Here is a 19,623-nt window from a genome sequence, read left to right as displayed (position 1 = left end):
GTTGCCTCCTGTGTTTGGTATGCTTTTGTCCTGGGCCTGCGGCTTTACGCTCTCGCTGCGGCGTCGGGCGTCAGACGTGGATATTGGCGATCAGTGCCGAACGACGGAGATGTCTTGTTGTTCCATCGGAACGACAGCCGTTGCGAGCCGGGCAGCTGAAGCGGATCGGAAGTTGCCCGGCGAGACCAAGTCGCGCCGTCAACGGCTACTCGCAGACTGTGAGGGATGGCGCCGAAACAAAAAACCCGCCTCGGCGGCGGGTCGCTGGCGCAAATCAGCACCATGGCCAAATTACTAGCATAACTGCCGTCACAAAGCAACGAACCGCGAGCTCGCAACGCAGGCAATCGCTTCGGTTTTGGCCCGTTCCTCATCTTATCCTTGGCCGAATCTTATCCTTGGCCGAGTGCACGTTCTCTGCTTGCGCCTGTCGAGCGTCGTCCGCAGCGAACATCGTGCCATTTCACAGAACCCAGGAACGGTTATGGCGCCTTCTCGGTTGTGAGGGAAAGGAGATGGTCCATGTTTGAGAACAGCATGTGGTTGCTCGTCGTTGCAGGCGGGCCCCTGATACTGGCAATCCTGCTCGCCTACGCACTCGTCACGCGACGCCGCCGCGGTCCCGCAGAACGTAGGGAGAGCAAGCAGGCGACCGAGCGCTTGTACCGCGAGGAGGAAGACTGACGGACCATGGCAGGTGCGGATAAGCAACTGGAGCCGATATGCAATGGACAGTTTTATTTGACCGCCATTTTGGAACGATCCCGCCACCCTGCCATTATCGCCATAAGGACAGGCTCGGATTATGGCGGCCTCCGATTGGTCCGCTTCGGCAAAGACCGTGGCGCCTGTAATCACCAGGAAAGCGACGATTGCCGCCAGCGATCTGGGCATCAAAACGAACGCAAGGCACTTTGGAGGAACCAATGGCTGGACGCAGAACCCATGAGCAGCAATTGCGCATCATTGAAAAGCGGGAGAACACGAAGGGCGCCGACAAGGATTTCGACGCAGAGGCGGATCTGAAGCGATCGCCAGAAGAACGTGAAGCGTTGCGCAAGGGATCGGAAATCAGGCCCGACACACCCGATCTTGTCGATCCTGACGACCGCAACATCCTTCGCGGAAGAAATCAGGAGAGCGTTCATCACAAGAACCGCCCCGACGACTGAGTCCCGAGGACTGACCCCCGACGGCTAGCCACTGCGTCGTCTCACACGAATTGGAGAAAGCCCATGGCAAAAGGTAGCAAGAAGCACATCGGAGTGGGTTCGCAGGGGAAGGGTTCTGGTACAGGTGCCATGACCACGACCCCCAAGGATAAGATCGAGGAAAACCAAGTCCTGTCCAACCGGGACAAGGCCCAGCACACAAAGGAACGCGGTCTGGATTCCAAGCAGGTCGCGACTGAGCAGCGCCAGGATCACGCTGCCAATCGTTTGCGGGACTGACGGCTGATCCGCCGTGTGGCGCGGTCGTCTGCCCTCCAGGGGAGGGCACGGTAACCGTGCGGTTCAGGCCCATTCGCCACTGAAAAGCGGCTCTAGCGGATGGCGAGATTTGGCCATTTTGAGTTCGCGCAGCATCTCTGAATGGCGCTCGTCCTCCTTCTCGACGTCGAGCTCGACATTGTATGCCTTTTCCGGATCGGTTCGCGCGCCGACAAGTATGAATTCGGCGCCCTGCACGTCGAGCAGCGTTATGTCCTCGCGAGCGAATCTGCGGCCGCGGAATTCCCGCTGAAGCCTGTCTGGATAGTCCGGCTCCTGAGCCTGTCCCAATCCAAAACCGGGAGGGCTGGGCTTTTCGGGATTCTTCACCGAAAGCGCGAAGCTTGCCTGCGGTGCGATCTTGAAGGCGCGTTGCACCTCGGATGGTCGCTCTGGAAGCTCGAGTGCGTAGCTGAGATGCAATTGTCCATTGAGCAGCGCGACAAGATAACGGCCTTCGCCCGCCGGGCGTGCTGCGGGCAGGCGCTGGCGGCCGCGCGTCTTGGTGTCATACCTCTCTTCGCGAAGGTCCTTTTCCAACGCGGCGGCGGAACCTGCAATCGCGCCGACGAAACCCCAGTTACGCTCGTGCTCATGCGCATCCGGCAGCCGCTTGCGCCCGACAACGAGAAGCCGCGCCTTCGTCGCGTGCTCCGGCCGCAGCACGACGAAGAAGCGCTGCACGTCGGAAAGACTTTCTGGATCGGTTTGGCCCACCCTGGGCCGGTAGAGAAAGAAAATATCGCCGCGCTCGACGATCTCCATCTGTTGTCGGTCCTTGCTGGCCATGGCGTGCTCCTTCGGCTGGTGGCGATGAGCTAGGGCTGGCGTCGCAGAAATGCGGCTAAACAAACGGTTAGAGCGGGATGCCCGGTCCAGCTAAGGCATCCCGCTCTAACCGGCTGATCGCATCGACGATTTCCTCTCGAACTGCTCTGCCTGCTGCAGCAGCCGGACCACCTCCACGTCCGTGGTCTGCGCGAAATCCTCATAGTACTGGCTCACGGCGCCGAACGGCTCGGGCGTGGCGAGACAGACCACTTCGTCGACATCGGCATTTATCAGATCCAGCGTGTCCTGGGGTGCTACCGGAACGGCCAAGACAACATGCGCGGCGCGATCCTTCCTTAGCGCCTTGAGCGCCACTCGGACCGTTCCTCCGGTCGCTATGCCGTCATCGACAACGATGACTGTCCGGCCCAGCACCGAAGCCGCGGGCCTGCTGCCGAGATAGAGCTTTCTGCGGCGCTCGATTTCAAGCAGTTGCCGTTGTTTCTCCGCCTCGACGTATTCGTCTGACGGCTGGATCAGAGCCATCGCCTCCTCGTTGAGGACGAGCTGCGGATTCTCCCCGTCGACGACCGCGCCGATGCCATATTCGGAATGGCCCGGCGCGCCGATCTTGCGCACAAGCAGCACGTCGAGCCGGGCACGGAGTGCCTTCGCCACTTCGAAGCCAACCGGCACTCCGCCGCGCGGCAGCGCCAGCACCAGCGGATCGCTTGCCGCAAACCCGGTCAAAGCGGCGGCAAGCTGGCGCCCCGCATCCGTTCGATCCCTGAATTTTGGCGCGTCGAAGATCATTGTCTTCACCTTTCCAAGGACGGGACCTGGGATCAGTGCAGAGCTCGTGTCTAGATGTTCGCGGTCTGCTGCGTCTTGTCGAAAACATCCGGGCCGGTTGCACTCATCATCCTCGCCCAAAATTCACCTTGCTGGCGAAACGGCGATCGGAGGCAATTGTTTCGTCTCACCTTGGTAAAAATTGCCGCGGCCGTCGTGAAGCCGCGTCTATCGGGCCCTTTGCATCTGCGGGATTTCGGCAACTTGTCGAAATCGGCCATTCTCCACCACATGGAGCGCCGTGACGGCGGCCAGGTTGTCGCCTTTTTTGTCCCACTGCACGGGATCGCCATACGCAATGCCTTTGAAGCGTAGCTTTCGCATCGCAGTCAGAACGTCGCGCCGGCTCGGATTTCCTTTGGATTCAGCGATCGCGTTTTTGATTGCGGCGATCAGCACGCGGGCTGAATCGTAGGAATTCACGGCATAGTTGCCGATCGGTCCAAACCGCGCGGCATAGCGCGCGGCGAAATCGCTTGAACCAGCGACCCTACCCACTTCGGGCGTGGCGGACAGCACGAGAACGCCTTCACCCAATGTCGCCGTTTCGCCCGCAGGCTCAAGGAAATTCACCGCGTCCCAACAGCCGTCACCGCTCGCAAAAAGCTGATGGAGACCCGCGCGCCGCATCGCTCGCAGAATGAAAGCACCCTCGAAACTCCCGCCGTAGAACAACAGATCGAAATCGGCCCGCAGGGATGCGACCAGCGGGTCAAAATCGCGACTGCCTTCGCGAACCGTTCGCCGCTCGGCGATGCGGCCTCCGAGCGACAGAAATGCCCGCGAAAAAGCGATGCCCATGCTGTGGCCGTACATGGTTTCGGTTTCGGCCAGGACGGCGCGGCGCTTGCCCAAGACGTCGTAGAGATGACGGGCAATGGCTGCTCCGGTCTGGTCGTCCCGGTTGGTGAAGCGAAAGACATTCGGAAGAGAGCGCTCGGTGAGCGCCGTGTCGGAAGCGATCGGCGTGATCATCGGGAGGTCGTGGGCGGCATAGATCTCCGCTGCAGCGATGGTGACATTGCTGTTGTAGTGACCAACGACGCCAAGCAGATCCGGCTGGTTGCAAAAGTCGTCCGCGACTTGCCGCCCGGTCTCGACCTTTCCCTGATCGTCCGCACTCTCAACCATGATGGGAAGGCCTGCAATGCCGCCGTCCGCGTTCTGCTCCTCGACCGCGAGCTCGATCGCCTGCTTCATCTCGGCGCCGAGCGCTGCCGCGTTTCCCGACAATGGGGCGCCGATTGCGATCCGGATCGCTTCCGACATTGAAATGGTCCTTGCTGAGGCCGAGCTGTTTGTCTGTTCCGAACTGCGCTTGCGCTCATCGGTTCCGTCTCGAGCCGGAAAAATGATGGATTCTTGCTGGCGAGTCTTGGGCGCGCGAAAAAAACGCTGCTGGAACAATCGATCGCCCTGGCGCGTTCGACTGTTTTACACCTGCCCCGGGGGTCCTTGATGGCGCCACGTCCTTTTTGGAAAGGCTATCTGAAGCTTTCGCTGGTGACCTGTCCGGTCGCGATGACGCCCGCAACCACCGAGAGCGAAAAGGTCCGGTTCCACACGCTCAATCGCAAGAGCGGGCATCGGGTCGTCAGCCAATATGTCGACGCCGTTAGCGGCAAGCCCGTTGCTGAAGACGACGAGGTGAAGGGGTATCAGCGCGGTGAGGACGAATACGTGCTGCTCGAGGACGATGAGATCGACGCGGTCGGGCTGGAGAGCACGCGCACCATCGACATCGATATGTTCGTCAATGCCGACAGCATCGGCTGGATTTGGTACGACAAGCCCCATTATCTCACTCCTGACGACCCGGTCGGAGAGGAGGCATTCTCGGTCATTCGCGACGCCATGCAGTCGACAGGGACAGTCGGAATATCGCGACTGGTCATGTATCGCCGCGAGCGCGCCGTCATGCTTGAACCACGAGGCAAGGGCATCGTGCTGTGGACACTGCGCTATGGCGACGAGGTTCGCGATCCCGAGGACTATTTTGGCAAGATCAGCGAAGCCAAACCCGACTCGAAAATGATGGATTTGGTCTCGACCCTGATCGATGAGCGAACCAAGCAGTGGGATCCCGCCATGACCGGAGATCCCGTCCAGGCGCGGCTGCTGGAGATCATTGCCTCGAAGAAGAAGGGCAAGAAGCGCCCGGCCAAAGCCAAGGCCGAGCAACCGCCGCCCAGCAACGTGATCAACATCATGGATGCGCTGCGCAAGAGCATCGGCTCGGAGGCCGGAAAGCGAAAATAGGCGTCTGAGAGGAGGCTGGGTCGGGGACAAAGGCAGCACGATGAAGGTCATCCCCCGCAATCCTGCTTTCGACAGCACCCGCCGATGACCCGCGGTTTCCCCCTGCCGCTCGATACGCCTCCGATGGAAGCCAAGGCGGCTGATGCGATTCCCGAAGGAGAGGGATGGCAATACGAGCGCAAATGGGACGGTTTTCGCTGCCTGGCATTCCGGCAGGATGACGCCGTGGAGTTGCGCGCGAAGTCAGGCAAGCCGCTCGGACGCTATTTTCCCGAACTAGTCGCGACATTGAAGGAACTGCCGTCGCGCCGTTTTGTCGTCGACGGTGAAATCGTCATCTCGGTCGACGGCAAGCCATCGTTCGACGCCCTCCAGATGCGGCTTCATCCCGCCGAGAGCAGGATCCGCAAGCTGTCTGCGGAAACCCCGGCGCACATCGTCCTGTTCGATATGCTCTGCGACGAGCACGGAACCGTCTGGTTGGCGCGGACCCTGAAAAAACGGCGAGCGATCCTTGAGGCTTTCGTCGCTTCGGCAAACCGCAGGAACATCGTGCTTTCGCACTGTACGCGCGATGTGAAAGAAGCCCGCTCCTGGCTAGGGGCTGCCGGACATGGGGCGACAGACGGCGTGGTCGCCAAGCGGCTGGACGGTCCGTACCAACCGGGGGTGCGCGCGATGGTGAAGGTAAAGCGGTTGCGGTCGGCCGATTGCGTGGTCGGCGGCTTTCGTTATCTCAGCAACAGCCGGCAGGTCGGCTCTCTGCTGCTGGGTCTGTACAACGAGGCCGGCAAGCTCGATCACGTCGGCTTCACCTCGACCATCGCCAAGGACGACAGGGCCGAACTTACCCGCAAACTCGAAGCCATGCGCGAGCCACCCGGCTTCACCGGAAAGGCGCCGGGCGGGCCGAGCCGCTGGAGCACCGAGCGCAGCGGCGAATGGGAGCCGGTCCGGCCCGAATTGGTGGTCGAAGTACGCTTCGATCATGTCACCGGCGACCGTTTCCGGCACGGCACCAAGTTCCTGCGCTGGCGGCCGGACAAGGCTCCGGAGCAATGCACGTTTGAGCAGATCGCCTGAGTCCCTGCGGCGCGTGCTCTCCGTATACGGTTTTCAAGCCGCTTTCTTGCGCCGGCTTCCCGGTTCTTCGATCGGCGCTGCTGCTGCTCGAAAATCCTGCCAGGGATCCGACGACAGCGAGGCAAGCCGGGTTGGTGTGTTCTCGACCGTAAAATAGGCCGGTCCGATGCCGGGGCCGAGTTCGTCCCAGGCAAGCGGCATCGACACCGACGCACCCGGTCGTGCTCTTGTCGAATAGGGGGCGACTGCGGTCGCACCGCGCTGGTTGCGCAGATAGTCGACGAGAATTTTTCCGCGTCGTTTGGACTTGGTGATGGTCGAGACGTAACGGCCTGGGCTGTCGGACGCCATGGAGTCGGCAATCGCCTTGGTGAAGGCCTTTACGACAGGCCATTGCGCTTTCGGCTTCACTGGCGCCACGACGTGAAGGCCCTTGCCGCCGGAGGTCTTGATGAAGGGGACAAGCCCTGCATCCTTCAGCCGGTCGCGCGTCTCGACGGCGGCTTCGATCACCGCCTCCCAGCTCACGCCCTCGCCAGGATCGAGGTCCATGATGATCGTGTCTGGACGCTCCCAATCGCTCACCAACGAGCCCCAGGGGTGGATCTCCAGCGCCGCCGACTGGACAAGGCCGATCAGCCCATCGAGATCATTGATGCTGATCAGCCGCTCGTCGGGCGGGTCCTTGGGATCGTGGACCAGCACGATGTTGGGATTGAGACCCTTCCAGGCATGCTTCTGGAAGAACTGCTCGCCCGAAATGCCGCTTGGGCATCGCACCAGCGCTAACGCCCGGCCGACGATGTAGGGCGATGCATGGCGCCAGACTTCGGCATAATAGTCGGCGAGACCTTCCTTGGTCACGCCCTGGTCAGGCCAATAGAGGCGGTCGGGATGGGTGAGCTTGACGGTCCGGCGCTGAGGTTTGGGTGCTGCCTTGTTCGTCTTCGGCGTTTCGCGGATGATCTCCTTCGCCGGTTTGTCTTCTCGCAATCCGCGGAACGAGGCGTGGCGCAGATTGCCGTCGGCGGTCCAGGCCCGGAACTCGACTTCGGCGACGAGTTCAGGCCTGACATAGCGGGCTTGCCGAGCCTCCTCGGCGCTCAGCCGCTCATCGAACGGGCTTGACGGAATGCGTATCCGCTCGAGCTTCTTGAACAGGTCCTGTGCGACTGCTGCCGTGTAGCCGGTGCCGACGCGTCCGACATGATGAAGCTTACCATCGTCATAGACACCCAGGACGAGCGAGCCGATCGCATTGCGCGAGGTTGTCGAGGGGACGTAGCCGGCCACGACAAATTCCTGTCGCGCCGAGCATTTCGATTTCACCCAGTTCTTGCTGCGGCCCGCGCGGTAAGGCGCATCGCGAAGCTTGGAGACAACACCTTCCAGGCTCAGCCGGCAGGCGTGTCGCAGGACCAGCGTGCCATCCTCCTCAAAATGTCCGCTGTAGCTGATGATGCCGTTATCACTACCAATGACCTTTTCCAGCAATTGCTTGCGCGTGATCAACGCAACGTCGCGCAGATCGTACCCGTCGAGATGAAGCAGGTCGAAGACGTAGAAGCGAAAGCGATCGCTGCGGCCCTCGCTGAGGTCGGCTTGCAACGCGGAAAAATCCGACGCGCCGGCGGATGTCTCGACCACGAGTTCACCATCGATCAGCGCCGTCCCGACAGGTATATCGGCCAGCGCCGAAATGACCGCCTTTCCGAACTTCTTCGTCCAGTCGAGACCGCTGCGCGTCAACAGTTTGACGCGCCCGGCTTCGATCCGTGCCTGCAGCCGGTAGCCGTCGAATTTGATTTCGTGCAGCCAGCGTTCTCCGGACGGCGCGGACGAAACGAGGGTCGCCAGCGTCGGCTCGACGAAATCGGGAAGCGCTGCCTTCTTGGCACCCTTGATCTTTGACGGCTCCGGAACGCCAACGGTGGCGGGCTGCTCTTCCGGGGGAGCGGCCCTCGTGCGGCCGCGGTGCTTGCCAATGCGCCCCGTCTTCGACGACCAGCCGGGCGCTTCTCCGGCGACATCCTCGATCTTGCGGCCGGTGGCGACGGATTCCGGCCGCTCGTCCAGAATGTCAGGATCGCCTTCCGTGCGCGCGGCGTCATCGTCGCCCTTGATCAGCAGCCAGTTCTCGCGCTTCTCCCGCGGCTTTCCGGCCATCCGCACAAGATGCCAGCGGCCGCCAAGCTTCTCCCCGTGAAGTTCGAAATCGAGATGGCCTTTTGCATAGCCGCGATGCGCGTCGCCGATCGTCGTCCAGGTGCCTCTGTCCCACAGGATGACGGTGCCGCCGCCATATTCGCCCTTCGGGATGGTGCCTTCGAAACCGCCATATTCCAAGGGATGATCCTCGACATGAACGGCAAGGCGCTTCTCGCCGGGGATCAGGCTCGGCCCTTTGGTGACGGCCCAGCTCTTCAGGACGCCGTCCATTTCCAAACGGAAATCATAGTGGAGCCGCGTCGCATCATGCTTCTGTATGACGAAGCTGTTCCCCGTCCTCGGCGCCTTGCGGCCCTGCGGCTCCGGGGTGACGGAAAAATCGCGCTTCTTGCGGTAGGTCTCGAGCGCCATCGGTCAGCCGGCCTTCCGACGCGGCGCTGTCTGCTTCGGCTTCGCGTGACGAGCCGGCTTTGATTTTGCCGCGGGTTTTCTGGTCGAGGGCGGCTTGCCGCCACCGCCGGCACTCTGGCGCAGCGCGTCCATAAGATCGACGACCTTTTCCCGCTTGGGCTGCTTCGGAACTGCGATCTTCTTGCCTTCGAGCTTTGCCTTCACAAGCTCGGCCAGCGCTGCCTCATAACGGTCGTCGAATTTGGTCGGATCGAATTTGCCCTTCTTGGTCTTGATGATGTGTTCGGCCAGTTCGAGCATCTCACCCGTGATCTTCATGTCGGGCACGTTGTCGAAGGCCTCCTCTGCCGAGCGCACCTCGTAGTCGAAATTCAGCGTCGTTGCGACCAGCCCTTCGTCATAGGCCCGGATGAGCAAGGTCCGGACGCGCCGGAACAGGACGGTCTGGGCGATCGCGGCGACTTTCTTCCTGCGCATGCCTTCGCGGATCAGCCCAAATGCTTCTTCCGCGTGTTTGTCCGGCGGGGCCAGATAATACGGCTTGTCGAAATACACGTCGTCGACATCGGAACAGCCGATGAAGGCCGAGACGGACAACGTTTTGTCGCTCTCGGGGACGGCGGCTGCGACCTCATCGGGTTCGAGCACGACGTAGTCACCCGCGCTGATCTCATAGCCTTTGACCTGATCGTCCTTCTCGACGGATTTGCCGCTATCGCTGTCGACGAACGCGCGATGCACCCTATGTCCCGTGGCGCGGTTTACCGTGTGGAAGGCGATCCGTTCTGAAGTCGAGGCAGCCGTATAGAGCGCCACCGGACAGCTAAGTTCTCCAATTTTCAGGAAGCCCTTCCAATTTGCTCTCGGCGCCAAGACAACAGCCTCACTGTCACAAGCGTTTGCACTGGAAATGCAACGTGGCGGCGCGCAGATTTGTTCCTTGGTGCCTACACGGCGATGATCGGATGCCTGGCCTACAGACAAACCGTTCCGCTGCAACCAAATTCATGACCCGCCGTTGTCGAGCAGGAAGGGAGCGGTTGGCCATGACGAGACTATCATTGACGAGACTGTCGTTTTTGTCGGCTCTGGTTGCGGCTCTGGCTTTAGCGGGCTGCAGCAACGAGGCCGAACCGACACAGGGCAGCACCAGCAGCACTGAACCGACTCAGAGCAACACCAACACCGTCGAGCAAAGTCCCGAGGTCGACAAAGATCCTACGCCCAAGTCGTCGACGGGCGGCGATCAACCCGGTACGCCGCCGGCGCAATGAAACCGGTCAACCGACCGGTTCTACGAGGAAGCCGTCTCTTCCCGGATGCATTCTCGACGCAAGGGCGTTGGGTTTCAACCCGACCGGCTCTGCTCGACCAAATGGTAGCTATACCGATCTCGAATGAACGCGTTGAAGAAGCGGCCTTTTGACGGGGCTTTGCGGAATTCAGTGTAAGTCTGCGGCGGCACGTCGTCGTAATCGTAGCGATTCCCACTTGGAACAAACCATACGGAGAGGGTCCTCGTCGCCGGATCGTAATTGATGCTTTGGATAGCAGTTGAAGGCATTTCCCAACACTCGACGCGTCTGGGCAATAACCCGCCCCGGCGATCCAGGTTCCGCCTCGTAAAGATAGGAGGCGATGATCCGGCCGGCTCGGCGCCTCCAAGACCTTGCCGCCACCGGGCGGCTTCACCAATTAGGATTGATGCCACCGCTCAAAACCAAGCAACCGGAAATCGCCGGCCAAGGCGACCTGTTTGGCGCGCCCGATTTTCGTGCGCTCGACGATCTGCCGGAGGGATTTCACTACCAGCCGGAGTTGATCACGGCGGAGGAAGAGGCTGAGCTGGTGCGGCAGGTCGAAAGTCTCGCCTTCCAGCCTTTCGACTTTCATGGCCACCTCGCAAACCGGCGCGTCGCCGGTTTTGGCCTGCGCTACGATTTCGACCAACGCAAAGTCGTCGCGGCGCCGCCGATCCCGGCTTTTCTGATGCCGCTTAGGGAGAAGGCGGCAGCATTTGCGCGGCTGCCCGTCGACGCTTTCGTGCAGGTCTTGATCAACGAGTACCGACCCGGCGCCGGTATCGGATGGCATCGCGACAAGCCGCATTTCGATGCCGTGGCCGGCGTTTCCCTTCTTGCGCCATGCAGCTTTCGGCTGCGCCGGAAGAACGGCACGAGATGGGATCGCGAGACCATCATCGTCGAGCCAAGGTCTGCTTACCTGATGACGGGCCCGGCGCGCACCGAATGGGAGCACAGCATCCCTCCGGTTGCCGCGCACCGCTATTCGATCACCTTGCGGAGCCTGCGGCCGCAACGTTCGCTTCCGTCGAAAGGGGTGGTTCGATGACAAGGATCGAGACCGGCTCCTGTTTTTGCGGTTCGATAACGGCTGAGATGCATGGCGACCCGTTCTGGATTTGCTCCGATCACGACGACGATTGCCGCAAGGCCATAGGGAGCCCGCTGACCGTCTGGGTCGGCTATCGACCGGCGCAATTCAGATTGCTGACCGGCGCGCCGAAGACGTTCTCAAGGACTGAAGGCGTGCTCCGCACCTTCTGCGCCGATTGCGGCACATCCATAGCCTATCTCGACCAAGGGCTTCCCGAAGAACTCTATCTGACGATCGGCTTCTTCGACCACCCCGAACGCTTTGCGCCGCAGGCTCACGCCTATTGGGACATGAAGCTGCCGTGGGTGGAATTTCCCGACGATCTGCCGCGTGTGGAAAGATATTCAAGGCGGCGCGATCCGGCGATCGGAAATCCAGCCGATCGGTAACCGGCAAAACGCCGCCGATGGAACCCGAATGACCCTAGCCGAATTGAATTGCGATCAGCTCGTAATCCAAACACCAGCGGCGATCAGGGTTTACCGATGTCTCTTATCCCAGTTTGGCAAGACATCGCCGCGCGCTTGCTTCTGACCGTGCTCGCCGGTTCATTGATCGGCCTCGACCGGGAGGCGCGCGGACAGGCGGCCGGCCTCAGGACAACGATCCTGGTCGGGCTGGCGGCTGCGATCGCAATGACACAGGCCACTATTCTGCTGGGGGTTGGCGGCAAAGATCCGGATTCCTTTGCCCGGATGGACGTTCTGCGCTTCCCCCTGGGCGTGTTGACAGGCGTCGGCTTCATCGGCGGTGGTGCTATTCTTCGCCGCGGCAGTCTTGTCAGCGGCGTCACCACGGCAGCGACGTTGTGGATGATGACAATGATCGGATTGGCTTTCGGGGGTGGCCAATACGCCTTGGGCGCGGCCGGGACGGCGCCGACGCTGGTCATTCTGCTCGTGTTGAAATGGGTCGATCTGGTGATACCGCGCGAACACCATGCTGTGTTGGCGCTCACCTGGAAGGCGGCGGATCATGAAGAGCTTGACGCAATCGTCGGCCCTTCCGGTTATCGGCCACGCCTGGTTGGAATGGAGCGGCGCCCGGATCGCGACAACCCCGTGATGTCGTTCGAAATCAGTTGGAGGCGGCCTGACAGGGCACCGCCGCCGACGGATTTGTTGGCATTGGTCGGTGAGCATTGCGAGATCGAGAAGTTTGATCTCCTCAGCGAAGCGCGATAACCGCTGCATTGATTGCTAAGTGAGCCGGGATTGCCAGGTGGGCCGGGCACCAAGGCCGGCAGCATCGGCTGCACGAAACGGGCATGATCGCTTCTTCACGCTGCTTTCGATACCTATCTGTCGAGTGCAAGGCGTATATCGGGAATAGGCAAGATTTGGCACAACGATCGGGAAGCGCAGACCTTCCACTTCATGGCGGACGCGTGCCGAAATGGCTTGGCGACCGTATGACGCGCCTTGGCGCGGTCATGTGCGAGGCGATCATTCACCATTACGGTCGCGAGGAGCTGCTGCGCCGGTTGGCGCATCCCTTCTGGTTCCAGTCGTTTGGCGCCGTCATGGGGATGGACTGGCATTCCTCCGGCATCACCACCAGCGTCATCGGCGCCCTGAAACGCGGGTTGGCTCCGCTCTCCGGCGAGCTCGGTATTCACGTGTGCGGCGGCCGCGGCGCGCATTCGCGCAAGACCCCGCACGAGCTTGCGGTCATCGGCGAGCGCGTCGGCCTCGACGGAACAGGCTTGGCAACGGCCAGCCGGCTCGTCGCCAAGGTTGACAGTGCCGCTGTTCAGGACGGCTTCGATCTTTATCTGCACGGCTTCATCGTGACCGATGACGGCGACTGGGTCGTGGTGCAGCAGGGCATGAACGGCGACAGCAAGGTGGCACGCCGCTATCACTGGCTGTCCGAAGGCCTGAAGAGTTTCGTCGACCAGCCGCATGCCGCCATCGAGGGCGCCAACCAGGGCGAGATCGTCAACCTGACCGACCGCCGCGCCGACGCTTCGCGCAAGGGGCAGCTGGAGCTCCTGCAGGATCTTGGACCGGATCGCATCCTGAGGGAATTCGCCGCGCTTGAGCATGACGTGGCTGCCGCGCCGGAGCCCGACCAGCTGATGCTGCCGCACCTGGTCATGCCGGCACACCACGACGTTCGCGAAAGCGATGTCGTCATGCGCCGTCTTCATGGGAACATGGCGGCGGCTGCGGAGCGTGGCCCCGCTGATTTCTCCGAGCTTCTCCTAGTCCCCGGCGTCGGCGCGCGCACGGTGCGGGCGCTGGCGCTGGTGGCCGAGGTTCTGCATGGCGCGCCATGCCGGTTTTCCGATCCCGGCCGCTTCTCGCTGGCGCATGGCGGCAAGGACAGGCATCCGTTTCCTGTGCCGCTGAAGGTCTATGACGAGACGATCGGCGTGCTGAAGTCCGCCGTCCACAAGGCCAGGCTCGGCCGCGACGAAGAAATAGGTGCCTTGAAGCGGCTGGACGACCAATCGCGGCAGGTTGAGCGCTATGTCACGGGCCCCAGCCTGAAGGAAATTATTGCCGGAGAGTTCGACCAATCGCATCTGCTCGGCGGTCGCAGCGTGTTCGGCTGGGAGCCCGCACCCGAGGCGCCCGCGGACGTCAGGCAAGTCAAACAAAAGGGATAATCGGGCCGAATCGCAATTCAGCGGACCTGGCCTGATCCGCATTCGGCTTCAGGCGTCCAGGTCGATCAAGGCGATACCGAGTTCCGGGCGTTTCCTGCGGTGCAGATGCCCAGGCGCTTCCACCAAAGTGACTTCGAGTGTCGGCTGAACGATGCCTTCGAGCAGATGTCCGCCCTTCGTGCTGCCGTCGCGCAACCCGAGCACCGCGTGAACGTGAAGGCTGGGCTTGCCGTCGTCGCCGATCGCAATATCGCCGATCGCGCTGAGCACCTCGCACTGTTCCAGCACCGGGATTTTCCGATAGGTCTTTTCCCTGGGGTCGAACCAGCCGACAGTCGCCCTTTCGAAGGCGCCGAGCGCGGTCAGCGAGGCGCCGCCGATGTCCTGATCGACCGCGAAAGAGGTAAGCGCTGCGAACGCTTCCTCGCCAGGATCAAGCACCACCACGAATGTCCTTTGTCCGGCGCTTTCGGCGACGAGCTGCGATTTCATGGTTTCACTCCAGACGCCATGTCGGCTTTTGCGTTGTCGTCTTTTCAGTCGACTGAGTTTGAACGAAATGACGGCTGGAGAGTTCCGAATGCCAATTCGAAGCTGGCGATTGGACCGCGCGTCTGGAGGAGACGCGATCACAGGCGCGTGAGGGAGGGAACCTTGGCTTCAGCGGATGGTTTGGCCGGCTTGAGACGCAGCCAGCCTGGAGCCAGCCATGTCCGATGCCAAATCCCCCAGCAAACCCACATTGCCCGTCCTCAGCCGACGCGGCTTCATGACCGGATCCGTTTCGGCGGCCGCGGCTGCGCCGCTGCTGGCGAAGTCGGTGAAAGCGGCTGAACAATCAACCGCAAGTTTGGCCGGGCCGCGCGATCTGTCGACGATTTCGATTCGCATCAACAGGCAAGCCTACAATCTCGCCCTCGACAATCGCACGAGCCTGCTTGACGCGCTGCGCGATCATGTCGGCCTGACGGGCACAAAGAAGGGTTGTGACCACGGCCAGTGCGGGGCTTGCACTGTGCTTGTCGATGGCAAGCGTGTGCTTTCCTGCCTGAGCTTCGCCATCATGAATGAAGGTCGTGAAATCACGACCGTGGAGGGGATCGCTTCCGTCGACGGGAGTCTGCACCCGATGCAGCAGGCTTTCATCGACAACGATGCTTTCCAGTGCGGCTACTGCACGCCGGGCCAGATCATGTCAGCCATCGGCTGCGTCAACGAGGGCCACGCCGGTTCGGAAGACGACATCCGCGAATATATGAGCGGTAATCTATGCCGGTGCGCCGCCTATCCGAACATTGTCGCCGCCATTGTCCAGGCGCGAGACGAGACCAGGAGGGCCTGAGATGCGCCCCTTCGCTTACGAAAGACCGACCAACGTTTCCGCGGCCGTCGCCGCCGCCTCGCATTTTACTGATGCGCGCGTTCCCCCGACACAGGCCAACGCCCAATTCATCGCCGGCGGCACCAATATGGCCGATTACATGAAGCTTGGCGTGGCGCAGCCCGAGCGCCTGCTCGATCTCAACGGTCTGGCCGAACCGGCCTTGCGGCAGATCAGGATCAGCGACGACACCATCCGTTTCGGCGCGCTGGTTCGCATGGGCGAGGCGGCAGACAGGGCCGAGATCAAGCGCCGTTGCCCGCTGCTTGCCGAAAGCCTGAAATTGGCGGCCAGCGGCCAGATCCGCAACATGGCCAGCCTGGCCGGCAATGTGCTGCAGCGGACGCGGTGCGAGTATTTTCGCGAGACATCCTGGCCGTGCAACAAGCGCGAGCCGGGATCCGGTTGCGCTGCGCTGGAAGGCTTGAACCGGCAGCATGCGGTCCTCGGCACCAGCGACACCTGTATAGCTACCTATCACGGCGATTTCGCCCAGGCCCTGATCGCGCTCGACGCCGTCATCGAAGCCGAGGGGAGGAAGGGCTTGCGCAGGATACCTTTCGCCAAGCTGCACCACCTGCCCGGCGATACGCCCAACATAGAGACAGATCTGGCAGCCGACGAAGTCATCGTAGCCATCGATGTTCCAATCAGGGCCTGGAGCCACCGCTCGCGCTTCCTGAAGATCCGCGATCGCGAATCCTATGCGTTTGCGCTGGCCTCGGCGGCCGTCGCTCTCGATATGGACGGTGACAAGGTCAGGCAAGCACGCATAGCGCTTGGCGGCGTGGCGACCGTGCCTTGGCGCGCAAGGGCGGCTGAAGAGGCATTGCACGGCAAGGTGCTCGATCGCGATGCAGCCGAGGCCGCCGCCGAGATCGCATTCGCCGAGGCGAAGCCAAGGGAACACAATGCATTCAAGGTGCCACTCGGCAAACGCACTCTGGTGCGAGCCTTGCTCGAAACACGCGACATGAAGGTCCCATCATGAACCAAGCTGCCCCCGCGCCGAAAGAGAATATGGGAAATCCCGTTCCCCGGATCGATGCCCGCCTGAAGGTTACCGGCCAGGCTGGTTACCCAGCCGACCTTGCGACCGCGAATGTCGCCTATGGCGTGCTTGCCACCAGCACCATCGCCAAGGGCAGCATTTCCGCCCTCCGGCTCGAGAGGGCCCGTGCGGTGCCCGGCGTCCTCGATATCGTCAGCGTCGGTGATATGGATGAGGTCGACAAGCCAGAATTCGGCAATACCGGCGCAAGCTCGATCGCTCCGCTGCACGACAAGACCATCTTCCATGACGGCCAGATCATCGCTCTGGTGGTTGCCGAGACATTCGAGGCGGCGGCGGAGGCAGCTATGCTGATCCGCGCCGACTATGCGCAAGAAACACCCAGCGCCAGCTTCGATTCCCGGGGAACCAGGATCGAGCCTGCCGCCGGCAAAAGTCCGATGTACAAGGAGAACCTTAAAGCCGGCGATTTCGACGCGGCCTATGCTGCGGCTGCGGTGAAGATCGACCAGAAATACTCGACGCCGACCCAGCACCACAATCCGATCGAGCTGTTTTCCACGACGGCGTGGTGGCAGGGCGACCAACTCACCGTGCACGAGCCAAGTCAGAACGTCACCGGCTGGAAGACCGAACTGGCACGGCAACTGAAGATCGACCCGGCCAATGTACGGATCGTCAGTCCCTATATCGGCGGTGCTTTCGGCTCCAAGGGGCCGATGACCGCCCGCACGGCGATCGTGGCGGTCGCGGCCCGCCGGGTCGGCCGGCCGGTGCGCTGCGTGGTCAGCCGCATGCAGGCTTACGACACACAAACCTATAGGGCGGAGACCCGGCACCGCATCCGTATCGGCGCGAACAGGGACGGCCGCATCACCGCCTTCGGTCACGAAGGCTGGGAAGTGACCTCGCGACTCGATCCCTATGTCGTCGGCGGCACCTCGGCGACCAGCCGCATGTACAATTACGGCTCGGTGCTGACCCGCGTCTCTCTTGTGCATGCAGACCGCAACACACCCGGCTACATGCGTTCGCCGCCCGAGACGCCCTACGTCTATGCGCTCGAAAACGCCATGGACGAAATGGCTGTGGAACTCGGCATGGATCCGGTCGAATTCCGCCGCATCAACGAGCCGGAAAAGGAACCGATCGGCGGCAAGCCGTTCTCCAGCAGATCGCTGATCAAGTGCTATGACCAGGCCGCGGAGGCCTTCGGCTGGTCAAAGCGCGAAGCGGCAGTAGGCTCGATGCGTGATGGCGACTGGCTGGTCGGCATGGGCTGTGCGACCGCCATCTACCCGACCGCCGCAGCACCCTGCGCAGCCCGTGTCCGCCTGACCGACGACGGCCATGTTCGTGTCCAATCCGGCTCGCACGAGATCGGCACCGGCGTGCGCACCGTAGCGGGGCAGATGGCGGCCGAACGGCTTGGCGTCGATATCGACAAGGTGAGCGTCGAGATGGGCGACAGCACCTTGCCGCCGGCGCCGGTCTCTGGCGGCTCGATTTCGACCGCAAGTGTCTGCTCGGCGGTTCTGAAAGCCTGCGACGCGATTCGCGAAAAACTCTTCACCGCGGCTGTCGGGGAGGGCGGACCACTGGCGGGGTCCGGCAACGCAATGCTGGAAATGGAAAAGGAGGCCGTCGTCACCGATAGCGGCAAGTCGGCCAGACTGTCCGACGTCTTCAACGCGATGCAGATCGGCGCGCTCGAGGAATATGCCGAGTTTGCGCCGAAAGGCTCGTCGCCGGAGGCCTTGAAGAAGCTCTATGCCGGGCAGGCGGAATTCCACGGCGGCGATCAGGACGAGGATTCGGTGAAATACGCCTATGGCGCAGAATTGGTTGAAGTGCGCATCAACAGCTACACGAGGGAGATCCGGGTACCCCGCATCGTCGGCGCCTTTGCCGCCGGCCGCATCATGAATACGCGCACCGCGCGCAGCCAGTTGATGGGCGGCATGATCTGGGGCATTGGTCAGGCCCTGCACGAGGCGACCGAAATCGACCGGCGCCACGCCCGCTACGTCAACCGCGACCTGCAGGACTATCTGGTGCCGGTCAACGCCGACATAAAGCAGCTTGAGGTGATCCTCGTCCCGGAAGTCGATCACGCGGTCAACCCGGCCGGCGTCAAGGGATTGGGCGAACTCGGCAATGTCGGAACGGCAGCCGCCGTCGCAAGCGCGGTGTATCACGCCACCGGCAGGCGTATCCGCGATCTGCCGATCAGAATAGAGAATTTAATAGTATAGTTTGTTCCGGTAACGGGTTGAAAATACAGAGCTAGTCATTGTTGCTTTGCTGCGCTATTTGCGTCGGGCCACCAAATCGGAAATGTAGCGTTGCAGGGTAACAGTGCCACGCTCGGGATCGGCGGGCAGTTCAAGCTCGTCCAGAGTGAGGGCGGTCATGCGCGCATACGACTCGGCAGCGGCCCTGGAAAAGCCCATGCCCTCAAAGGTCTCTTGCCATTTTTCACGCGGTGCCGTCACGACCTGAATGTCTTTTCGTAACTCGTCGCTCAGACCAGCCGCGACATCGGACGCAGTATAGCGCGCCGGCCCTTCGACATAGTGGGTACCTGTCTGTTCGATCGGCTCTTTCAGCAGGCGGGCAGCGACGCGCCCAAGGTCGTCCGGTGCCACCATTGGCAATCTGAAGTCCGCCGGAAAAAAGGTGTTCACCACACCATCCTGCTCCGCAGTCTCAAGAGAGAAATCCCAGTTGCTCATATAATATGCCGCCCGGATGATGCTGGCAGGGATCGGCTGGGCGCGCAGTTTCTGCTCCAACCCGTAAAGGATGTTCAGGTCGCCACATCGGTCGCCGGGCTGAGCGCCGTAGGTTGATTGCGCGACGATCTTTCGCAATCCAGATCCTTCAAGAGCTGCAGTGATGGCGGCAACGGTCTTGCGCTCTTCAACGTCGGTGTCGGTCGATGGGTCGGCCGACGGATTGAGCAGAAACAGCCGCTCGCCTTGACGAAAGACCTGACGAAGGACCTCGCTGTCGTGGACATCCGCCACTGCGATCTCGGCGCCACGCCGGGTCCAGTCAGCGCCTTTCGATGGGTCGCGAGTTACGATGGTGACCGCTTCGCCCTGCTGTAGCAGCGACATGGCTGCAGCAGAACCAACATGGCCGGTGCCTCCGAGAATGATGTGCATGGCCGATCCTTTCG

21 protein-coding genes are annotated in these 19,623 nt (G+C 61.8%); 13 read left to right on the top strand and 8 right to left on the bottom strand.

Annotation, left to right across the window (positions count from 1 at the left end; translation table 11 throughout):
* Positions 1-522: 522 nt before the first annotated feature.
* The 3 genes from EJ075_RS33040 (at position 523) to EJ075_RS00780 (ending at position 1,451) form a co-directional block, all read left to right on the top strand.
* Complete coding sequence (locus tag EJ075_RS33040; RefSeq protein ID WP_095486446.1) at positions 523-684, top strand: hypothetical protein; 162 nt, start codon at positions 523-525, stop codon at positions 682-684.
* Positions 685-926: 242 nt separating this feature from the next.
* Positions 927-1,172 (top strand): hypothetical protein, encoded by a 246-nt coding sequence (locus EJ075_RS00785; RefSeq protein WP_095486447.1) that lies wholly within the window; start codon positions 927-929, stop codon positions 1,170-1,172.
* A gap of 63 nt (positions 1,173-1,235) precedes the next feature.
* Positions 1,236-1,451 carry a hypothetical protein gene (locus tag EJ075_RS00780; RefSeq protein WP_095486448.1) on the top strand — a complete coding sequence of 72 codons (216 nt, stop codon included), beginning with the start codon at positions 1,236-1,238 and terminating at the stop codon, positions 1,449-1,451.
* A gap of 63 nt (positions 1,452-1,514) precedes the next feature.
* Here EJ075_RS00780 and EJ075_RS00775 read toward each other — a convergent pair whose 3' ends face one another.
* The 3 genes from EJ075_RS00775 to EJ075_RS00765 form a co-directional block, all read right to left on the bottom strand.
* Positions 1,515-2,279, bottom strand: a complete 765-nt coding sequence (locus tag EJ075_RS00775) for a hypothetical protein (protein ID WP_126102994.1) — start codon at positions 2,277-2,279, stop codon at positions 1,515-1,517.
* Positions 2,280-2,384: 105 nt separating this feature from the next.
* Positions 2,385-3,074, bottom strand: a complete 690-nt coding sequence (locus tag EJ075_RS00770) for a phosphoribosyltransferase (RefSeq protein WP_095486450.1) — start codon at positions 3,072-3,074, stop codon at positions 2,385-2,387.
* Positions 3,075-3,281: 207 nt separating this feature from the next.
* Positions 3,282-4,382 carry a branched-chain amino acid ABC transporter substrate-binding protein gene (locus tag EJ075_RS00765; RefSeq protein ID WP_126102993.1) on the bottom strand — a complete coding sequence of 367 codons (1,101 nt, stop codon included), beginning with the start codon at positions 4,380-4,382 and terminating at the stop codon, positions 3,282-3,284.
* Positions 4,383-4,571: 189 nt separating this feature from the next.
* Between EJ075_RS00765 and EJ075_RS00760 the strand changes: the two genes are divergently transcribed.
* Both EJ075_RS00760 and EJ075_RS00755 read left to right on the top strand, forming a co-directional pair.
* Entirely contained in the window at positions 4,572-5,372 is an 801-nt protein-coding gene (locus EJ075_RS00760; protein WP_126102992.1) for a Ku protein, read from the top strand.
* 84 nt (positions 5,373-5,456) lie between these two features.
* Entirely contained in the window at positions 5,457-6,455 is a 999-nt protein-coding gene (locus EJ075_RS00755; protein ID WP_126102991.1) for an ATP-dependent DNA ligase, read from the top strand.
* Positions 6,456-6,488: 33 nt separating this feature from the next.
* Here EJ075_RS00755 and ligD read toward each other — a convergent pair whose 3' ends face one another.
* Both ligD and EJ075_RS00745 read right to left on the bottom strand, forming a co-directional pair.
* On the bottom strand, positions 6,489-9,035 hold the full coding sequence (gene ligD / locus EJ075_RS00750; protein ID WP_095486454.1) for a DNA ligase D: 2,547 nt from the start codon (positions 9,033-9,035) through the stop codon (positions 6,489-6,491).
* Between the two features lie 3 nt (positions 9,036-9,038).
* Positions 9,039-9,908 carry a Ku protein gene (locus EJ075_RS00745; RefSeq protein WP_095486455.1) on the bottom strand — a complete coding sequence of 290 codons (870 nt, stop codon included), beginning with the start codon at positions 9,906-9,908 and terminating at the stop codon, positions 9,039-9,041.
* Positions 9,909-10,081: 173 nt separating this feature from the next.
* Between EJ075_RS00745 and EJ075_RS00740 the strand changes: the two genes are divergently transcribed.
* Positions 10,082-10,309 carry a hypothetical protein gene (locus EJ075_RS00740; RefSeq protein WP_095486617.1) on the top strand — a complete coding sequence of 76 codons (228 nt, stop codon included), beginning with the start codon at positions 10,082-10,084 and terminating at the stop codon, positions 10,307-10,309.
* A 74-nt stretch (positions 10,310-10,383) separates the two neighbouring features.
* Here EJ075_RS00740 and EJ075_RS00735 read toward each other — a convergent pair whose 3' ends face one another.
* Complete coding sequence (locus tag EJ075_RS00735) at positions 10,384-10,599, bottom strand: KTSC domain-containing protein (protein ID WP_095486456.1); 216 nt, start codon at positions 10,597-10,599, stop codon at positions 10,384-10,386.
* 140 nt (positions 10,600-10,739) lie between these two features.
* Between EJ075_RS00735 and EJ075_RS00730 the strand changes: the two genes are divergently transcribed.
* The 4 genes from EJ075_RS00730 (at position 10,740) to EJ075_RS00715 (ending at position 14,046) form a co-directional block, all read left to right on the top strand.
* Complete coding sequence (locus tag EJ075_RS00730; protein ID WP_126102990.1) at positions 10,740-11,387, top strand: alpha-ketoglutarate-dependent dioxygenase AlkB; 648 nt, start codon at positions 10,740-10,742, stop codon at positions 11,385-11,387.
* Entirely contained in the window at positions 11,384-11,821 is a 438-nt protein-coding gene (locus EJ075_RS00725) for a GFA family protein (RefSeq protein ID WP_126102989.1), read from the top strand. The genes EJ075_RS00730 and EJ075_RS00725 overlap by 4 nt, the downstream gene beginning before the upstream one ends.
* 96 nt (positions 11,822-11,917) lie before the next feature.
* Positions 11,918-12,616, top strand: coding sequence for an MgtC/SapB family protein (locus EJ075_RS00720; protein ID WP_126107188.1), 699 nt, complete (start codon positions 11,918-11,920; stop codon positions 12,614-12,616).
* Positions 12,617-12,771: 155 nt separating this feature from the next.
* On the top strand, positions 12,772-14,046 hold the full coding sequence (locus EJ075_RS00715; RefSeq protein ID WP_126102988.1) for a DUF763 domain-containing protein: 1,275 nt from the start codon (positions 12,772-12,774) through the stop codon (positions 14,044-14,046).
* Between the two features lie 48 nt (positions 14,047-14,094).
* On the opposite strand, the gene EJ075_RS00710 is transcribed toward EJ075_RS00715, so the two are convergent.
* Positions 14,095-14,538, bottom strand: coding sequence for a PPC domain-containing DNA-binding protein (locus EJ075_RS00710; protein ID WP_095486461.1), 444 nt, complete (start codon positions 14,536-14,538; stop codon positions 14,095-14,097).
* A 217-nt stretch (positions 14,539-14,755) separates the two neighbouring features.
* On the opposite strand from EJ075_RS00710, the gene EJ075_RS00705 reads away from it, so the two are divergent.
* Genes EJ075_RS00705 through EJ075_RS00695 form a run of 3 tightly spaced genes read left to right on the top strand, consistent with a single transcriptional unit; the run spans position 14,756 to position 18,694 of the window.
* Complete coding sequence (locus EJ075_RS00705; protein ID WP_095486462.1) at positions 14,756-15,388, top strand: (2Fe-2S)-binding protein; 633 nt, start codon at positions 14,756-14,758, stop codon at positions 15,386-15,388.
* 1 nt (position 15,389) lies between these two features.
* Complete coding sequence (locus EJ075_RS00700) at positions 15,390-16,418, top strand: xanthine dehydrogenase family protein subunit M (protein ID WP_095486463.1); 1,029 nt, start codon at positions 15,390-15,392, stop codon at positions 16,416-16,418.
* Positions 16,415-18,694 (top strand): xanthine dehydrogenase family protein molybdopterin-binding subunit, encoded by a 2,280-nt coding sequence (locus EJ075_RS00695; protein ID WP_126102987.1) that lies wholly within the window; start codon positions 16,415-16,417, stop codon positions 18,692-18,694. Before EJ075_RS00700 ends, EJ075_RS00695 begins: the two co-directional genes overlap by 4 nt.
* A 54-nt stretch (positions 18,695-18,748) precedes the next feature.
* Here EJ075_RS00695 and EJ075_RS00690 read toward each other — a convergent pair whose 3' ends face one another.
* The gene (locus EJ075_RS00690) at positions 18,749-19,609 is read right to left on the bottom strand and encodes an NmrA family NAD(P)-binding protein (RefSeq protein ID WP_126102986.1); all 861 of its coding nucleotides are present in this window, start codon (positions 19,607-19,609) and stop codon (positions 18,749-18,751) included.
* Positions 19,610-19,623: the final 14 nt, after the last annotated feature.

It is taken from the genome of Mesorhizobium sp. M6A.T.Cr.TU.016.01.1.1 (genome assembly GCF_003952585.1).
Taxonomy (GTDB): Bacteria; Pseudomonadota; Alphaproteobacteria; order Rhizobiales; family Rhizobiaceae; genus Mesorhizobium; species Mesorhizobium mediterraneum.
The sequence above is the reverse complement of the archived record's forward strand: the minus strand, read 5'-3'. Positions and strand labels throughout refer to the sequence as shown.

Excerpts from the sequence above, each read along its gene's own strand:
- EJ075_RS33040 (WP_095486446.1), top strand. The coding sequence starts at position 523 with ATGTTTGAGAACAGCATGTGGTTGCTCGTCGTTGCAGGCGGGCCCCTG.
- EJ075_RS00785 (WP_095486447.1), top strand. The coding sequence starts at position 927 with ATGGCTGGACGCAGAACCCATGAGCAGCAATTGCGCATCATTGAAAAG.
- EJ075_RS00780 (WP_095486448.1), top strand. The coding sequence starts at position 1,236 with ATGGCAAAAGGTAGCAAGAAGCACATCGGAGTGGGTTCGCAGGGGAAG.
- EJ075_RS00775 (WP_126102994.1), bottom strand. The coding sequence starts at position 2,279 with ATGGCCAGCAAGGACCGACAACAGATGGAGATCGTCGAGCGCGGCGAT.
- EJ075_RS00770 (WP_095486450.1), bottom strand. The coding sequence starts at position 3,074 with ATGATCTTCGACGCGCCAAAATTCAGGGATCGAACGGATGCGGGGCGC.
- EJ075_RS00765 (WP_126102993.1), bottom strand. The coding sequence starts at position 4,382 with ATGTCGGAAGCGATCCGGATCGCAATCGGCGCCCCATTGTCGGGAAAC.
- EJ075_RS00760 (WP_126102992.1), top strand. The coding sequence starts at position 4,572 with ATGGCGCCACGTCCTTTTTGGAAAGGCTATCTGAAGCTTTCGCTGGTG.
- EJ075_RS00755 (WP_126102991.1), top strand. The coding sequence starts at position 5,457 with ATGACCCGCGGTTTCCCCCTGCCGCTCGATACGCCTCCGATGGAAGCC.
- ligD (WP_095486454.1), bottom strand. The coding sequence starts at position 9,035 with ATGGCGCTCGAGACCTACCGCAAGAAGCGCGATTTTTCCGTCACCCCG.
- EJ075_RS00740 (WP_095486617.1), top strand. The coding sequence starts at position 10,082 with ATGACGAGACTATCATTGACGAGACTGTCGTTTTTGTCGGCTCTGGTT.
- EJ075_RS00735 (WP_095486456.1), bottom strand. The coding sequence starts at position 10,599 with ATGCCTTCAACTGCTATCCAAAGCATCAATTACGATCCGGCGACGAGG.
- EJ075_RS00730 (WP_126102990.1), top strand. The coding sequence starts at position 10,740 with ATGCCACCGCTCAAAACCAAGCAACCGGAAATCGCCGGCCAAGGCGAC.
- EJ075_RS00725 (WP_126102989.1), top strand. The coding sequence starts at position 11,384 with ATGACAAGGATCGAGACCGGCTCCTGTTTTTGCGGTTCGATAACGGCT.
- EJ075_RS00720 (WP_126107188.1), top strand. The coding sequence starts at position 11,918 with ATGTCTCTTATCCCAGTTTGGCAAGACATCGCCGCGCGCTTGCTTCTG.
- EJ075_RS00710 (WP_095486461.1), bottom strand. The coding sequence starts at position 14,538 with ATGAAATCGCAGCTCGTCGCCGAAAGCGCCGGACAAAGGACATTCGTG.
- EJ075_RS00705 (WP_095486462.1), top strand. The coding sequence starts at position 14,756 with ATGTCCGATGCCAAATCCCCCAGCAAACCCACATTGCCCGTCCTCAGC.
- EJ075_RS00700 (WP_095486463.1), top strand. The coding sequence starts at position 15,390 with ATGCGCCCCTTCGCTTACGAAAGACCGACCAACGTTTCCGCGGCCGTC.
- EJ075_RS00695 (WP_126102987.1), top strand. The coding sequence starts at position 16,415 with ATGAACCAAGCTGCCCCCGCGCCGAAAGAGAATATGGGAAATCCCGTT.
- EJ075_RS00690 (WP_126102986.1), bottom strand. The coding sequence starts at position 19,609 with ATGCACATCATTCTCGGAGGCACCGGCCATGTTGGTTCTGCTGCAGCC.